The organism is Bacillus sp. RC240 (assembly GCF_044907945.1).
GTDB classification, from domain to species: domain Bacteria; phylum Bacillota; class Bacilli; order Bacillales; family Bacillaceae_G; genus Bacillus_A; species Bacillus_A mycoides.
Genome location: NZ_JBIYCT010000001.1, coordinates 709,162 through 724,190 on the forward strand (window position 1 = coordinate 709,162; position 15,029 = coordinate 724,190).

Annotated in this window: 12 protein-coding genes and 3 other annotated features; of the genes, 11 read left to right on the forward strand and 1 reads right to left on the reverse strand. The window is 36.1% G+C overall.

Annotation, left to right across the window (positions count from 1 at the left end):
* The first annotated feature begins 30 nt into the window (after positions 1–30).
* Entirely contained in the window at positions 31–555 is a 525-nt protein-coding gene (locus ABH955_RS03665; RefSeq protein WP_404453426.1) for a cysteine hydrolase family protein, read from the forward strand.
* A 204-nt stretch (positions 556–759) separates the two neighbouring features.
* On the opposite strand, the gene ABH955_RS03670 is transcribed toward ABH955_RS03665, so the two are convergent.
* Positions 760–1,197, reverse strand: coding sequence for a YndM family protein (locus tag ABH955_RS03670; protein ID WP_002032800.1), 438 nt, complete (start codon positions 1,195–1,197; stop codon positions 760–762).
* Between the two features lie 151 nt (positions 1,198–1,348).
* On the opposite strand from ABH955_RS03670, the gene ABH955_RS03675 reads away from it, so the two are divergent.
* The 10 genes from ABH955_RS03675 to ABH955_RS03720 all read left to right on the forward strand — a co-directional run bounded on the left by ABH955_RS03675 (position 1,349) and on the right by ABH955_RS03720 (position 14,976).
* Positions 1,349–4,861, forward strand: a complete 3,513-nt coding sequence (locus ABH955_RS03675; RefSeq protein ID WP_404490886.1) for a DUF4020 domain-containing protein — start codon at positions 1,349–1,351, stop codon at positions 4,859–4,861.
* 108 nt (positions 4,862–4,969) lie between these two features.
* Positions 4,970–5,206, forward strand: a binding site (T-box leader).
* A 54-nt stretch (positions 5,207–5,260) separates the two neighbouring features.
* Positions 5,261–5,495, forward strand: a binding site (T-box leader).
* A gap of 194 nt (positions 5,496–5,689) precedes the next feature.
* On the forward strand, positions 5,690–6,766 hold the full coding sequence (locus tag ABH955_RS03680; protein ID WP_002189979.1) for a bifunctional 3-deoxy-7-phosphoheptulonate synthase/chorismate mutase: 1,077 nt from the start codon (positions 5,690–5,692) through the stop codon (positions 6,764–6,766).
* 9 nt (positions 6,767–6,775) lie between these two features.
* Positions 6,776–6,995: a binding site (T-box leader), on the forward strand.
* 53 nt (positions 6,996–7,048) lie between these two features.
* Positions 7,049–8,221 carry a chorismate synthase gene (aroC, locus tag ABH955_RS03685; protein ID WP_002013434.1) on the forward strand — a complete coding sequence of 391 codons (1,173 nt, stop codon included), beginning with the start codon at positions 7,049–7,051 and terminating at the stop codon, positions 8,219–8,221.
* An 18-nt stretch (positions 8,222–8,239) separates the two neighbouring features.
* On the forward strand, positions 8,240–9,340 hold the full coding sequence (hisC, locus tag ABH955_RS03690; protein WP_002189978.1) for a histidinol-phosphate transaminase: 1,101 nt from the start codon (positions 8,240–8,242) through the stop codon (positions 9,338–9,340).
* Positions 9,333–10,433 carry a prephenate dehydrogenase gene (gene tyrA, locus ABH955_RS03695; RefSeq protein ID WP_002084896.1) on the forward strand — a complete coding sequence of 367 codons (1,101 nt, stop codon included), beginning with the start codon at positions 9,333–9,335 and terminating at the stop codon, positions 10,431–10,433. Before hisC ends, tyrA begins: the two co-directional genes overlap by 8 nt.
* Before the next feature lie 16 nt (positions 10,434–10,449).
* Entirely contained in the window at positions 10,450–11,739 is a 1,290-nt protein-coding gene (gene aroA, locus ABH955_RS03700; protein ID WP_404490887.1) for a 3-phosphoshikimate 1-carboxyvinyltransferase, read from the forward strand.
* Between the two features lie 17 nt (positions 11,740–11,756).
* Positions 11,757–12,263 (forward strand): SpoIIAA family protein, encoded by a 507-nt coding sequence (locus tag ABH955_RS03705; RefSeq protein WP_033734078.1) that lies wholly within the window; start codon positions 11,757–11,759, stop codon positions 12,261–12,263.
* Between the two features lie 290 nt (positions 12,264–12,553).
* On the forward strand, positions 12,554–13,717 hold the full coding sequence (locus ABH955_RS03710) for a GNAT family N-acetyltransferase (protein ID WP_404490888.1): 1,164 nt from the start codon (positions 12,554–12,556) through the stop codon (positions 13,715–13,717).
* 110 nt (positions 13,718–13,827) lie between these two features.
* Positions 13,828–14,283 (forward strand): NUDIX domain-containing protein, encoded by a 456-nt coding sequence (locus ABH955_RS03715; RefSeq protein WP_404490889.1) that lies wholly within the window; start codon positions 13,828–13,830, stop codon positions 14,281–14,283.
* 126 nt (positions 14,284–14,409) lie between these two features.
* Complete coding sequence (locus ABH955_RS03720; protein ID WP_002084903.1) at positions 14,410–14,976, forward strand: TetR/AcrR family transcriptional regulator; 567 nt, start codon at positions 14,410–14,412, stop codon at positions 14,974–14,976.
* Positions 14,977–15,029 lie beyond the last annotated feature (53 nt).

Genomic DNA, 15,029 nt, shown 5'->3' on the forward strand with positions numbered 1-15,029 from the left:
GGCTTATAAAAATAAAGGGAGCTGTGTGAAATGAAAAAGGCATTACTAGTTATTGATGTGCAAGCGGGTATGTATACAGCAGGAATCCCAGTACATAATGGGGAAAAGTTTTTAGAAACGTTGCAAGAGCTCATTGGGGAATGTCGTTCAAATGGTATTCCGGTTATTTATGTACAACATAACGGGCCAAAAGGTCATCCGTTAGAAAAAGGTACAGATGGCTGGAAAGTGCATGCGGCGATTGCTCCGCGAGAAGGGGAGCTTGTCGTTGAAAAGACGACTCCAGACTCATTCCATAAGACAAACTTAAACGAAGTGTTACAAGGAAAAGGGATTGAGCATGTTATTATTTCAGGAATGCAAACAGAGTACTGTGTTGATACGACAACGCGAAGAGCGTTTAGTGAAGGGTATAAAGTAACATTAGTAAGTGATGCACATAGTACATTTGACACAGATGTATTACGCGCTGAAGATATTGTAAAACATCATAATGTTGTATTTGGATCATTTGCAGATGTTATTACGTTAAAAGATTTAAAAGTAAAAGCGTAATTACAGAAGTTGCTGTCTCTTAATGGGGCAGCTTTTTTATTTGAAGATAGCCTATCAAACGTTGTCGACAAATTGATATTTCTTGTCGAATCGTTGATATAATTTCATTCACCGTATTGATAGTACAAAAAACAAAAAGGAGCGCCACATCGTCAAAAATTCGACTGATGAGACAGCTACTTTTTTGCACCAGTAATTATGGCTTTATTTCTTCTTATCTTTATCCAACACATTCTGTTCTTCAGCAAACTCCGTGCCATATGCAAACCGGCGATTAATTCGAATGTTATCATTGCTGTGCCTTGTGTGGGAATTAGAAAAGCGATGGACGATTACTTCTGATAATGTAAAGACGATGGCAGAAAGGATACTGCCCCATGCAATTTGCATGTAGTTGTCTAATAAAATATTACCAAAAATCCAAACGCTTAAATACGTAAGTAAGAAATCCGTCATAATGGCAGCGGAATTGCCAATTCGATTTAAAATAATTTTATCAACAAACATATAAGAAACGATTGTGACGAAGAGACTAAAAGAAATGATTTGGACGAGCGTTGCTGGGAAAAATAGAGCTAGTCCGATACTAAAAGCGATGATGCATGATATAAATTTGATAAGTATTACAGTAATATCACTCAATATTTACACCTCCCATTTATACATAGTTTTACAATAAATTCAGGAGTTCATACATTGGAACGGTTTAATTTATATAAAACTTTATCATGCTGAAATTTTATCTAAATATTAAAAAAAACAATTAAAAAATGTTATAGTGAAATGAGAGCGTATGACATTTTTAGGTAAGGGGGAATCCGGGATGTGGATAACTTCAGAAGTAGAAATTCCAGATGAGTTAATCGATCACCTTGAACAAGGTAAGTTAGTATTATTCGTTGGAGCAGGAGTTTCTATGAAGGGGAAATCAAACTTACCGAATTTCGATGATTTAGTTGATGAAATTTCGAAAGCTTTATATGTCGAAAGGCGTGAGATGACAGAACCCCACGATTATTATCTCGGTAAAATTGCGAAAACGAAAGATGTGCATCAAGTTGCAAGAGACCTCGTTAATATAGAAAAATCAAAACCAAATCCATTACACTATGCGATTCCAAAGCTGTTTCCGTTAGATACGGATGTTCGAATTGTAACGACAAACTTTGATCAACATTTTACGTCTGTAATTACAGAAATGAATAGAGAGCTGAATATTTATTATGCACCTGCTTTACCGACAGGGAGAGCGTTTAAAGGGTTGGCTTACATACATGGGAATGTAGAACAAGAGAAAGAAGCTTTAATTTTAACGGATGGTGATTTTGGAAGGGCTTACTTAACAGAAGGATGGGCGAGACGATTTTTAGTTGATTTATTCTCAAATTACACTGTTTTATTCGTTGGGTATAGTCATAATGATCCTGTAATGAAATATTTAGCAACAGGCTTACCACCGAGTACAAGGCGTTATGCTTTCGTCGCACAAGGTGATAATACATATCATTGGGAGCATTTAGGGATAAGACCGATTGTGTATCCGAATAAAGCAAATAATCATCAGGCGCTTGTGAAAGCGGTGAAGCGGTGGGCGGAATTAATGGGGGATAATTATATTACGAAAAGAATGCGTATTCGTGATATTGTAACCGTTCCTCCATCAGTAGAGCAGGAGCAATTATCCTATATAAAACAGTCAATAAAAAAAATTGAAACCGTTCGGTACTTCGTTGAATTTGCTCGTGATTATGAATGGGTGGAATGGCTTGAAGCAGAAGGGAAACTAAGAAATTTATTTCTGCTTACAGCAAATTATGATGAAGTAGATGAATTGCTTGCGGAATGGTTGGTGGAGCAATTTCTATTTAGTCATCAAAAAGAACTATTTCAATTGATTTTTAAAAATCATTCTAAAATATCCCCATTATGGTGGCGAACAATTTGTACTTACTTAAACGAAACGAAAGAAACGATGGACCCTTTGTTGTTTGCAAGATGGACATTGCTTTTATTAGAAACAGCAGAGAAAGATAGTAGCTCTATTGAAATGATCACATATTTATTGCAAAAATGTTCTTTCCCTGAGCATAAAGAAATTGGCTTGTTGCTATTAACGTTTATTTTAGACGGGAAACTTAAATTGAAGCGTGTAAGAAGATGGGGAAATGATACGCAAGAGTCGATTGAACTCGAGGAATCGAGTCGTATACCGATGCCTATTTTTTCTCATGTGGAGCGAATTTGGAAAGAGAAAATGAGACCACATATCGCTTACTACGCAAATCCGATTATGGTTACGGGGTTAGAAAAGATACAACTATTGTCATTAAGACAAAATGCACTGAAAAGAAGAGATAGAGAAATTTCAGAGCAGGAGTTACAGCAAAATGATTTTACATTTTTAATTCAAATTGTAAAAGAGTGTCTTACATATTTATGTGAAAACAATGAGAAAAAAGCAAATCATTATATTACAGAAATGATAGAAACTGCTAGTGTACTTCAAAAGCGAATTGCAATTGAAGCAATGATTAATAATGTATTCGTTACAGCGGATGACAAACTGAAGTGGTTGTTACATGTGGATGTTCTGTTAGATTTCACATGTAAACATGAAGTGTTTCAACTTTTAAAGAATTATTACGCAAATGCTTTAGAGGAAACGAAAGAAGAAGTAATTCAACATGTATTAGAGTATCTTGCAGAAGAGCGGGCGTTTGATGCTTGTCTTGTATTAGACTTACTATTCACGTGTGATTCGAATAGTAAGTGTACGGCGGAAGGATACGAGCTAATGAAACAGAAACACCCCCATTTTTCTTCAGATCTATACAGTGTTCCAAAGAAAGAGGCAAATGAACAACGTATTACATGCAATGTAACAGCTGATGGATTACTGCAGCTGAAAGACGATGAAATAATGGAGCAAGTTCGGCAATTTTCAAGAGATGGTGTTTTTGAGCAACGCCATTTTTTAGAGATGTTATCAAAAGCGTGTAAATTGAATGTAGAGTGGAGTATTTCGTTTGCTTATCAACTAGTAGGCGTGCACGAAATTAGTAATGAAGTATGGTTTGTATGTATTAGAGAGTGGCGAAATAACCGGAATTTGGCGAATGAACAAATTCAAAAAATCATTCCGTTATTGCAGAAATTTATTAGAAATACTGCTTTTCATTGGTTAATTAGTAGTTTTCTATATGAAATTAGTAATCGATTAGAAGAGCTAGATGAAAATAGTATAAGGATTGTAAAACGCTTTGCTTTTTCTGTACTTCCACAAGTTATGAGAGGGGAATCGGATTTTAAGATTGGAAAACAAGAGTTTTACAATGAATCTATTCAGCATCCTGTTGGGAAGATGACTGCTGTATTACTAAAACTGCTAGCATATGATCATTTATACGATCGCAACGTGTATGAATATTTATTTTTATTTGAGGAGCAGGTAAGGGTTACTTCGGAAAGAACGAATTTCATGTTTGCGCGTTTAACAGCAGATATTACGTTTTTATACCATATTGAGAAGCAATGGTGTCGGAAAAATGTATTACCTTACTTAGATTTAAAGAAAGAAAGTGAGCTTACGAAATATGCGTGGGCGGGATTATGTTATACGCAAATTAATCTACCTTTGTTTACAGAAATAAGACGATATATTAAGTATGCAGTAGAACATTTAGATGCACTACATCCATATACGAGAGAAGCATTTTTAAAATGGCTTAGCTTTGTATTTATTAAATGCGTATTATATTGGGAGCAAAAAACAGATTGGTTATATCCACTTTTGATGCAAGAAAACGAAGAGAATAAAATTAAATTTATGCAGTATTTATGCTACTACGTAAAAACGTTAAGTGGTAAGGAACAACAAAAATTTTGGACAGCGTGGCTTAGTGTGTTTTTAAGAGAACGTCCGAAAATGGGCGTAATAACAACGAGAGAATATATGATGCTTTTACGTATTGTTTTATGCATGGATGAGGTTTTAGAAAAAGGATTAAATATTATTTCGAGTAAATTTCAAGGTGTGGAAGGACAATCTAATCAAGAAGAAATGAAACAGTTGTTTATAGAGATACTTGAAAAGAAAGAGCGTATGAAAGCGTATAAAGAATTGTATGCAAATGTGTTTTTTACTTTACTTCAGACGTGTCAAGAAGCCGATTTATTTGAAAGTGAGATTATACAAATAAAAGAACTATTAACCAGGTATGAAGTAGAAAGACATGTATTAAATTTAATAGAAAATGAAATAATTCGCATCGGAATCGTAACGGAGAATTTACAAGAGGAATCATAGGGCGGAAGTGGAATTTTTAAAAAATATATAAAAAGTTATTGACAGTGTTTTGAAAAGCGTTCTATAATACGAATCATACTTATTCAATTTCAAAAACATTTGAATAAACAAAGTGCAATGAAGAGATCACAGTAGTGGTTAGTCTTACTGTAACAGAGAGCTGGTGGTTGGTGTGAACCAGTACAGGGATAATCATGAATTACAGTCTTGGAGCATCTTTTTCATAGTAAAGATAGTATTTTCTTTATGAAGAAAAAGCGGTCAATTGATCGTTAACAGTGAAGAGAGGTAGACGGAAAGTTAGTCTACAACTAGGGTGGTACCGCGATAAATATCGTCCCTACTGATTTATTCAGTAGGGACTTTTTGTATTTTGACGGTCCAACTTGAAAATATAATAAACATGCATTGAAAGGAAAAGCAGTAGTTGTTGTTTCCCTGTAACAGAGAGCTGGTGGTTGGTGTGAACCAGTACAAAAACAAGAGCGAATTACAGTCCTGGAGCATCTTTTTCGTAGTAAAGATATGTATCTTTATGAAGGGAAAGACGGTCACATTGATCGTTAACAATGAAGAGAGGTAGACGAAAGAAGTCTACAACTAGGGTGGTACCGCGATAAATATCGTCCCTACTGATTGAATCAGTAGGGCTTTTTTGTACAAAAAAGTGGCTTATTAACTAGTAGTTAGTGTCTTTATGGTAATTATTAGTTTAAAATAAGAAGAGGTATCGATTCCACTTTAAATTTGTATAATTAACCAGTTCAGAAAATAGAGAATTTTTTATTCTCTTACTATACTTTTAAAACATTAGAGGAGGATTTCCAAATGGCAAATCACGAATTAGATCAATTACGTAAACAGGTAGATGAAATTAACTTACAACTATTACACCTATTAAACAAACGCGGTGAAATCGTTCAAAAAATTGGAGAGCAAAAACAAGTACAAGGTACGAAACGCTTTGATCCAGTACGTGAGCGTGAAGTACTTGATATGCTTGCAGAGCATAACGAAGGACCATTCGAAACGTCAACGATTCAACATATTTTCAAAACGATTTTCAAAGCTAGCTTAGAATTGCAAGAAGATGATAACCGTAAAGCATTACTAGTTTCACGTAAAAAGAAAAAAGAAAATACAATTGTTAATGTTAAAGGTGAATTGATTGGAAACGGAACACAAACGTTCATTATGGGACCTTGTGCGGTAGAAAGTTTAGAGCAAGTTCGCCAAGTAGGGCAAGCTATGAAAGACCAAGGCTTAAAATTAATGCGCGGTGGTGCTTTCAAACCGAGAACATCTCCATACGATTTCCAAGGTTTAGGAGTAGAAGGTTTACAAATTTTACGCCAAGTAGCAGATGAGTTCGACTTAGCGATTATTAGTGAAATTTTAAATCCGAACGATGTGGAAATGGCGCTAGACTACGTTGATGTAATTCAAGTTGGTGCACGTAACATGCAAAACTTTGATTTACTACGAGCTGTAGGTAAAGTTAACAAGCCAGTATTACTAAAACGTGGGTTAGCAGCAACAATTGATGAGTTCATTAATGCAGCGGAATACATTATTGCACAAGGTAATGACCAAATTATTCTTTGTGAGCGCGGTATTCGCACATACGAGAGAGCGACACGTAACACATTAGATATTTCAGCAGTACCGATTTTAAAGAAAGAAACACATTTACCAGTTATCGTCGACGTAACACATTCAACAGGACGTAGAGATTTATTATTACCAACAGCGAAAGCGGCACTTGCAATTGGAGCAGATGCAGTAATGGCGGAAGTACATCCAGACCCAGCAGTTGCGTTATCAGATTCTGCGCAACAAATGGATATTCCAGAATTCCATAGATTCATGGATGAGTTAAAAGGTTTCAAAAATAAATTATCTTAATTCCATATCATAAATGCGCTGAAGAGGAAACAGTAGTGCTTATCTCACTGTTAAAGAGAGCTGATGGCCGGTGTGAATCAGTACAAAGGTAAGCATGAATTACAGCCTTGGAGCATCTTTCCCGCCAACTTTTGGAGAGAAAGACGGTCAAACGATCGTTAAAGAAGAAGAGAGGTAGACGAAAGAAGTCTACAACTAGGGTGGTACCGCGATAAACATCGTCCCTACTGAGCGCTCAGTAGGGACTTTTTTGTACAAAAAAATAGTAAAGGGGCAAGAGAAATGAGATATATTACAGCTGGAGAATCACATGGGCCGCAGTTAACAGTTATTTTAGAAGGTGTACCAGCAGGTTTAACATTAACAGCGGAACATATTAATAAAGAATTATTAAGAAGACAAAAAGGGCATGGGCGCGGAAGACGCATGCAAATTGAAACAGATACAGTTGAAATTGCAAGTGGTGTACGTCACGGAATGACACTTGGTTCACCAATTACGTTAATCGTAAAAAATGATGATTTCAAACATTGGACGAAAGTAATGGGTGCTGAACCAATTTCGGAGCAAGAAAGTAAAGAAATGAAACGTACAATTACAAAACCACGTCCAGGACATGCGGATTTAAACGGAGCAATTAAATATGGCCATCGTGATATAAGAAACGTATTAGAGCGCTCATCTGCAAGAGAAACGACAGTTCGTGTAGCTGCTGGTGCAGTTGCGAAACAAATTTTGAAAGAATTAGGCGTGGAAATTGCAGGGCATGTTCTTGAAATTGGTGGGGTACAAGCGAAGCGTATTTCAAACTTACCAATTGAAGAAATTCAAACGATAACTGAAAACTCACCAGTTCGATGTTTAGATAAAGAAGTAGAACAAGAGATGATGAATGCGATTGATGATGCGAAAAGTAGCGGAGATTCTATAGGCGGTATTGTCGAAGTCATTGCAGAAGGAATGCCAATTGGAGTTGGTAGCTACGTTCATTACGACCGCAAATTAGATGCAAAACTTGCCGGTGCTATTATGAGCGTGAATGCATTTAAAGGTGCTGAGATCGGAATTGGTTTTGAAGCGGCAAGACAGCCAGGAAGTAAAGTGCACGATGAAATTTTATGGGATGAAGAAAAAGGATACACGAGAAATACGAATAATGCCGGCGGTTTAGAAGGCGGTATGACAACAGGTATGCCAATTGTCGTAAGAGGCGTAATGAAGCCAATTCCTACATTATATAAACCGTTAGCAAGCGTAGATATTGATACGAAAGAAGCGTTCCAAGCGAGTATTGAAAGATCTGATAGCTGTGCAGTACCAGCAGCAGGTGTTGTAGCTGAAGCTGTCGTTGCATGGGAACTTGCCGGTGCACTAGTCGAGCAATTCGGAAAAGATCGCATGGAATTACTAAAACAAAATATTTCGCAACATAACAAATACGCAAAAGAATTTTAATGAAAAGGTGGATTTAACATGCGAGTAAAAGATCAACTATCATCATTACAACCGTATAAACCAGGTAAATCACCAGAGCAAATGAAAGAAGTATACGGGAATCATTCATTTGTTAAGTTAGCATCAAATGAAAATCCATTTGGCTGTTCACCTCGTGTTTTAGGAGAATTACAAAAATCGTGGGAGGAACATGCTTTATATCCTGACGGAGGTGCTGAAGTACTCCGTCAAACTATTGCAGAGAAATTACAAGTTCAAATGGAACAAGTGCTTTGTGGTAGTGGTCTTGATGAAGTAATTCAAATTATAAGTCGTGCAGTACTATGTAAAGGAGATAATATTGTTACGGCTGGTGCAACATTCCCACAGTACCGTCATCATGCAATTATTGAAGGCTGTGAAGTGAAAGAAATTGCTTTAAAGAACGGTGTATATGATCTAGATGAAATTTCTTCAGCAGTTGATGAACATACAAAAATCGTATGGATTTGTAATCCGAACAACCCGACAGGCACATATGTGAATGAGCGAAAATTGACTCAATTCATTGAAAGCATTAGTGAAAATACGTTAATTGTCATTGATGAAGCGTACTATGAATACGTAACAGCAAAAGATTTCCCTGAGACATTACCGCTTTTAGAAAAACATAACAACATTCTTGTACTTAGAACGTTTTCTAAAGCGTACGGATTAGCTTCTTTCCGCGTTGGTTATGCGATTGGACAGGAAGAGTTAATCGAGAAATTAAATGTCGTACGTTTGCCATTTAACGTATCTTCATTAGCGCAAAAAGCAGCGACGATTGCTTTTAACGATGAAGCGTTTATTGAAGAAATAGTTCGTGTTAATACAGAAGGATTACAACAATACGAGAGTTTTTGTACGGAAAATGAAATTCCATTTTATCCGTCGCAAACGAACTTTATCTTCTTGCCGGTAGATGATGCTGGGGAAATTTATGAAGCTTGTGCGCATGCAGGGTTTATTATTCGTCCGTTCCCAAATGGTGTCCGTATTACAATCGGAACTAGGGAACAAAATGAAGGAGTGATTTCAGTGTTAAAACAACACTTTGAAAATAAAAAAGGTAAGTCTCGAGATGAGGCAAATGTGTAAAAAGGTAGTATTAATCGGTACTGGATTAATAGGAGGCTCTCTTGCATTAGCGATTAAAAAAGAGCACGATGTAACGATTATCGGTTATGACATATTTAAAGAGCAAGTAGAGCGCGCAAAAGAATTACATGTAGTTGATGAAGTAGCAGTAGATTTACAGCGTGCATGTGAGGAGGCAAATTTAATTGTATTTGCCTCTCCAGTTGAAGAAACGAAAAAGTTGTTACACAAACTTGCATCATTTCATTTACGAGAAGATGTCATTGTTACCGATGTAGGAAGTACGAAAGGGACAATCATGAATGAAGCGGAAGCTTTATTAACAAAGAAAGTTTCGTTTATCGGCGGTCATCCGATGGCAGGTTCTCACAAAACAGGAGTTGAAAGTGCAAAGGCACACCTTTTTGAAAACGCATTTTACATTTTAACGCCAATGAATCACGTGCAGGCGGATCAAGTAGACGAGCTAAAAGAATGGTTAAAAGGAACAGGCTCTCATTTTCTTGTATTAAATACAAAAGAACATGATTATATAACAGGAATAGTTAGTCATTTTCCGCATCTAATTGCAGCAGGATTAGTAAAACAAGTTGAGAAACATGCTGGTGATAATCCGCTTATTCATCAACTAGCGGCAGGCGGATTTAAAGATATAACACGTATTGCATCAAGTAGTCCGAAAATGTGGAGTGATATCGTAAAGCAAAATCGCGGGCATTTATTGGAACTATTAGAAGAATGGATTTCAGAAATGGAAGAGCTATATAAGACGGTTTCTAAAGGAGATGCAGGAGAAATACAAAGTTATTTTGCAGATGCGAAAGAATATCGTGACTCTTTACCAGTTCGAAAAAGAGGGGCGATTCCTGCCTATCACGACTTATACGTCGACGTTTTAGATAAAGTAGGGGCATTAGCCCATATCACGAGCATTCTAGCAGAAGAAGAAATTAGTATTACGAACTTGCAAATATTAGAAGCGCGAGAAGGATTGCTCGGAGTTTTACGAATTAGTTTCCAAAGAGAAGAGGATCGAACGCAGGCAAAAATTGCGCTCGGAAAAGAAGAATACCAAACGTATGAAACAATTTAATGAGGAGGGTGACAACGTGAAAGAAAAAAGAGTACAAACTGTAAATAACGGATTGAATGGCACAATTACAATCCCTGGAGATAAATCAATTTCCCATCGCGCTGTCATGTTTGGCGCAATCGCGGAAGGTAAAACAACAATTAAAGGATTTCTTCCTGGTGCGGATTGTTTAAGTACTATTTCTTGTTTTAAAGAAATGGGAGTAGAGATAACGCAAAATGGAGAAGAAGTTACGGTAATTGGAAAAGGATTAGAAGGTTTGCAAGAGCCAAAAGCTGTATTAGATGTTGGTAATTCTGGTACAACGATCCGATTAATGTCAGGGATTTTGGCTAACACACCATTTTTCTCTTGCGTACAAGGTGATGCGTCTATCGCAAAAAGACCGATGAAACGTGTTACAAATCCATTAAAACAAATGGGCGCAAAAATTGATGGCCGAGAAGAAGGAACATTTACGCCGCTCACAATACGTGGCGGAGATTTAAAAGCAATTGAGTACACTTCACCTGTAGCAAGCGCACAGGTAAAGTCAGCTATTTTACTTGCAGGACTTCGTGCAGAAGGTGTAACAACTGTTACAGAACCGCATATTTCCCGCGACCATACGGAAAGAATGCTTGAAGCGTTCGGTGTAAAGGTAACTCGCGTGGGGAAAGCTGTAAAACTAGCGGGTGGGCAGAAGTTAACAGCAACAGACGTTCATGTGCCAGGTGACGTATCATCAGCGGCATTTTTCTTAGTAGCAGGTGCAATTATTCCAAATAGTAAACTACTATTACAAAATGTGGGAATGAATCCGACTCGTACAGGTATTATTGATGTTCTTGAGAAAATGGGCGCTACGTTTACTGTAGAGCAGATTAACGAAGGAGCATCAGAACCTGCTGCGAATATTACAATTGAAACATCGCCGCTGAAAGGAATCGAAATCGGTGGAGATATCATTCCACGACTGATTGATGAAATCCCAATTATCGCTTTAGCGGCAACACAAGCAGATGGAATTACAGTCATTAAAGATGCACACGAGCTAAAAGTGAAAGAAACGAATCGTATCGATACAGTCGTTGCTGAACTAACGAAACTCGGAGCCCGCATTGAAGCAACTGATGACGGAATGATTATTTACGGCAAATCAACTTTAAAAGGTAGTGCAGTACATAGTCACGGAGATCATCGCATTGGCATGATGCTGGCGATCGCCGGCTGTATTGCTGAAGGAGAAACAACGATTGAAGATGCAGAAGCAGTAGGCGTATCATATCCTACATTTTTTGAAGAGCTTCAAACGTTAGCTAAATAAATTGATGAGAAGCAGATATGCAATGTATCTGCTTTTTTATGTTGGCTTTTTTCTTAAATAATGTTGCTTTATTACGTAAGAATTTTATCCTTATTGATTTTATGAGATTTTTACGCATAATTGTAACTAAGGGAGATGGTTCCAAGTTGAGTAAACAGAATATCAGCACAACAGTTTCAGGGGATTTAATTGTTACCCATCTAATTGGCAAGATTAATACAGCTGATGTTTATGAATGGTTTAATGGCTTCGAGCAGGTTTGTCAGCAATTCATTTCCGAGGGTCGGAAATACAAATTGTTGGTGGATAGAAAAGGATACACGCCAGATCATTTTTCTGTTCAAAAAGCATGGAAAGATAAGTTCTTCAATGAAACCATTTTGAATCACAGTAAGGCAATTGCGTTTCTCCTTGAAGAAGGGGAGATAATGAATTATTTACAACAATCCAATACAAAAGAATCCGTAAAATTTTTCGATGATTATGAACAAGCATTAATTTGGTTGAATGAATATCCAATATAAAACCTTTATTGAACCAGTTTCTCTCAATCAACTGGTTTTTTTTATGCCCGTAATGTTGCCGTTGTCATAAGTTTCATCACTTTCAATGGTACCTCTTAGCTTCGCAAACCCAAGAGAACGCAAGGCTTTTAATATTCTTATGCCGCCAATAGAAAGCAGTTGAAAAGAGCCTTTATGTTAGATTGTTTCTAAATCGATATCTTTTGTTGAAACATCCTCGTAATTTCACTTACCGAACTACAATAGTTTGAATTATGATATAATTCAAACGAGGAATGGAGGAGAAATATATGAACGTTATACAATTAAAAGAAGATAAGTTTAGAGAAGCATTACGTTTATCAGAATATGCCTTTCAATATAAAGCAAATGAAGAACGAGTAGAGCAGCAAATTACACGAATGAAGGAAAGCCATCAAATATACGGTATTATGGAAGGAGAAGAGTTAGCTGCAAAGTTGCACTTAATTCCTTTTCATATTTACATAGGAAAAGAAAAGTTTAAAATGGGCGGCGTTGCGGGGGTAGCGACGTATCCGGAATATAGAAGAAGTGGATATGTAAAAGAGTTACTTCAGCATTCACTGCAAACTATGAAAAGAGATGGACATAGTGTATCGATGTTACATCCATTTGCCGTTTCATTTTATCGTAAATACGGCTGGGAACTTTGTGCGAATCGAATCGTATGTCAGATGACAAAGAGCGATTTAATAATTAAAAAACAAGTGAATGGTACAGTGAAACGTTTTAGTAAAGATAATCATCCAGAAGAAGTAGAGAATCTATATGAAACATTTGCAGAACGATTTTCTGGTATGTTAGTTCGCGGACGTAAATGGTGGCTACAAGCGGTGTATCATGATTTAACATTGGCAGTTTACTATGATGAAAATAAAACGGCGGCTGGTTACATTTTATACAAAATAGAGAATTCTAAAATGAAAGTAGAAGAATTTGTCTCATTACATAATGAAGCAAGAATTGGTCTTTGGAACTTCATCTGCCAACATGATTCTATGATTAAAGATCTAGAAATGATACTAAGTGAGACAGAACCACTTCTTTACACATTACAAGAACCACGAGTAAAAGCAGAAGTAACTCCATATTTCATGGGAAGAATTGTAGATGTAGAACAGTTTTTCAAACAATATGAATGGAACTGGAACAACGAAGAGCAAGAAGTAATTTTACATATTACAGATTCATTTGCACCGTGGAATAACGTAACGGTTCAACTTAAAAATAATGAAATAACAATCGTTAAAGAAGAAACAGCAAAAGAAAATGGAATTCAAATCGATATTAATGCGTTATCTACTATTATGTTTGGTTACAAGCGACCGCTAGAATTAAATGAAATAGACTTAATAAGCGGTAGCGAAGAGGAGATACGTGCATTTGAGAATGTAGTGCCGGTGCGTAAGCCGTTTATTTATGATTTCTTTTAATTAATGTCATGTGCTATGTATGAGTAACAAAGTACTATAATGATAAACTTTTTATTATAGTACTTTTCTATTTAATAGAGTGAAATCATTGTTTTAGGAGGAAAAGTAAAATGATTAGGCAAGCCGTAGGTGCGGTCGTATTCCAACACAGTGAATTTTTATTGGTACATAAGGTGAAAATTAGCGACATAGATGGAGAATATGCTATGTCAAAGGGGGAATGGGATTTTCCTAAAGGTAGAGTGAAACATACAGATAATGATTTAGAGAGTGCTATTTTGAGAGAGCTGGAAGAAGAAACTGGATCTACAAAGTTTAAAGTTATAAAACAATTTGAAGATAAAATTTGCTTTGGCTTTCCTGAAGAACTCAAAATGAAAATTGGATATGAAGAGCAAGAAACTACGATGTTTTATGTAGAATATATAGGTGACAGAATAGATTTGCATCCAAAAGATAATGAAATAAGTCAAGTTCAATTTTTTAAGATACAAGATGTATTGAGGGTTTTAAGTCATGATGATACAAAGAAATTTTTTGATGGGATAACGCAAAAAATGTATTAATATCTTAATTGAGTGTGTTATTTGATAAATGTTTCAATAGCGTATTTACACACTTGACTTTTAATTCATGTAATTTATAATTAAAAACGGAATGAATTTTCATTCCTGGAAATTGAGGTGAGAAAAATGGCTAAAAATAAACAAGAAGACATTTTTGAAGCGGCTATACAATTATTCGCAGAGCGTGGTTACGATGGTACGACAATTCCGATGATCGCTGAAAAAGCAAAAGTTGGCGCGGGTACTATTTATCGCTATTTTGAAAATAAAGAGGCACTCGTTAACTCATTATTTACCAAAAGTATGCTACAGCTATCTGAAACAATAAAAACTGATTTTCCTGTTGAAGCAAATATTCGTGAACAGTTTAGTCATACGTATAACCGTTTATTTGAATTTGCGAGAAACAATGTGAATGCCTTTCTTTTTACAAATTCTCACTGTGATAGTTATTTTCTTGATGAACAGAGTAAGAAAATATTTGATGATTTTATAGGCTTCTTTATGAATATTATTGAAGATGGAATCGAAAAAGGTTTTCTTCGTCCATTGCCTATAATTGCTTTAATTATTATTGTATATCAACCACTTGAAAAATTAATAAAAGTAATGGCGACAGGGCAGTTAGAATACTCAAAAGAATTAGTAAAAGAATTGGAAGAAAGCTCTTGGAATGCTATTAGAATCATTTGATTCTATAGCTTTATAAGGACAGGAATGAACATTCATTCCTAAATAAATATAAA

What these genes read in the sequence shown, in the direction of transcription:
- ABH955_RS03705 (WP_033734078.1), top strand. Translation starts at nt 11,757, where the DNA reads ATGCAATGTATCTGCTTTTTTATGTTGGCTTTTTTCTTAAATAATGTT.
- ABH955_RS03710 (WP_404490888.1), top strand. Translation starts at nt 12,554, where the DNA reads ATGAACGTTATACAATTAAAAGAAGATAAGTTTAGAGAAGCATTACGT.
- aroC (WP_002013434.1), top strand. Translation starts at nt 7,049, where the DNA reads ATGAGATATATTACAGCTGGAGAATCACATGGGCCGCAGTTAACAGTT.
- ABH955_RS03675 (WP_404490886.1), top strand. Translation starts at nt 1,349, where the DNA reads ATGACATTTTTAGGTAAGGGGGAATCCGGGATGTGGATAACTTCAGAA.
- tyrA (WP_002084896.1), top strand. Translation starts at nt 9,333, where the DNA reads ATGTGTAAAAAGGTAGTATTAATCGGTACTGGATTAATAGGAGGCTCT.
- ABH955_RS03680 (WP_002189979.1), top strand. Translation starts at nt 5,690, where the DNA reads ATGGCAAATCACGAATTAGATCAATTACGTAAACAGGTAGATGAAATT.
- ABH955_RS03665 (WP_404453426.1), top strand. Translation starts at nt 31, where the DNA reads ATGAAAAAGGCATTACTAGTTATTGATGTGCAAGCGGGTATGTATACA.
- ABH955_RS03715 (WP_404490889.1), top strand. Translation starts at nt 13,828, where the DNA reads ATGATTAGGCAAGCCGTAGGTGCGGTCGTATTCCAACACAGTGAATTT.
- ABH955_RS03720 (WP_002084903.1), top strand. Translation starts at nt 14,410, where the DNA reads ATGGCTAAAAATAAACAAGAAGACATTTTTGAAGCGGCTATACAATTA.
- hisC (WP_002189978.1), top strand. Translation starts at nt 8,240, where the DNA reads ATGCGAGTAAAAGATCAACTATCATCATTACAACCGTATAAACCAGGT.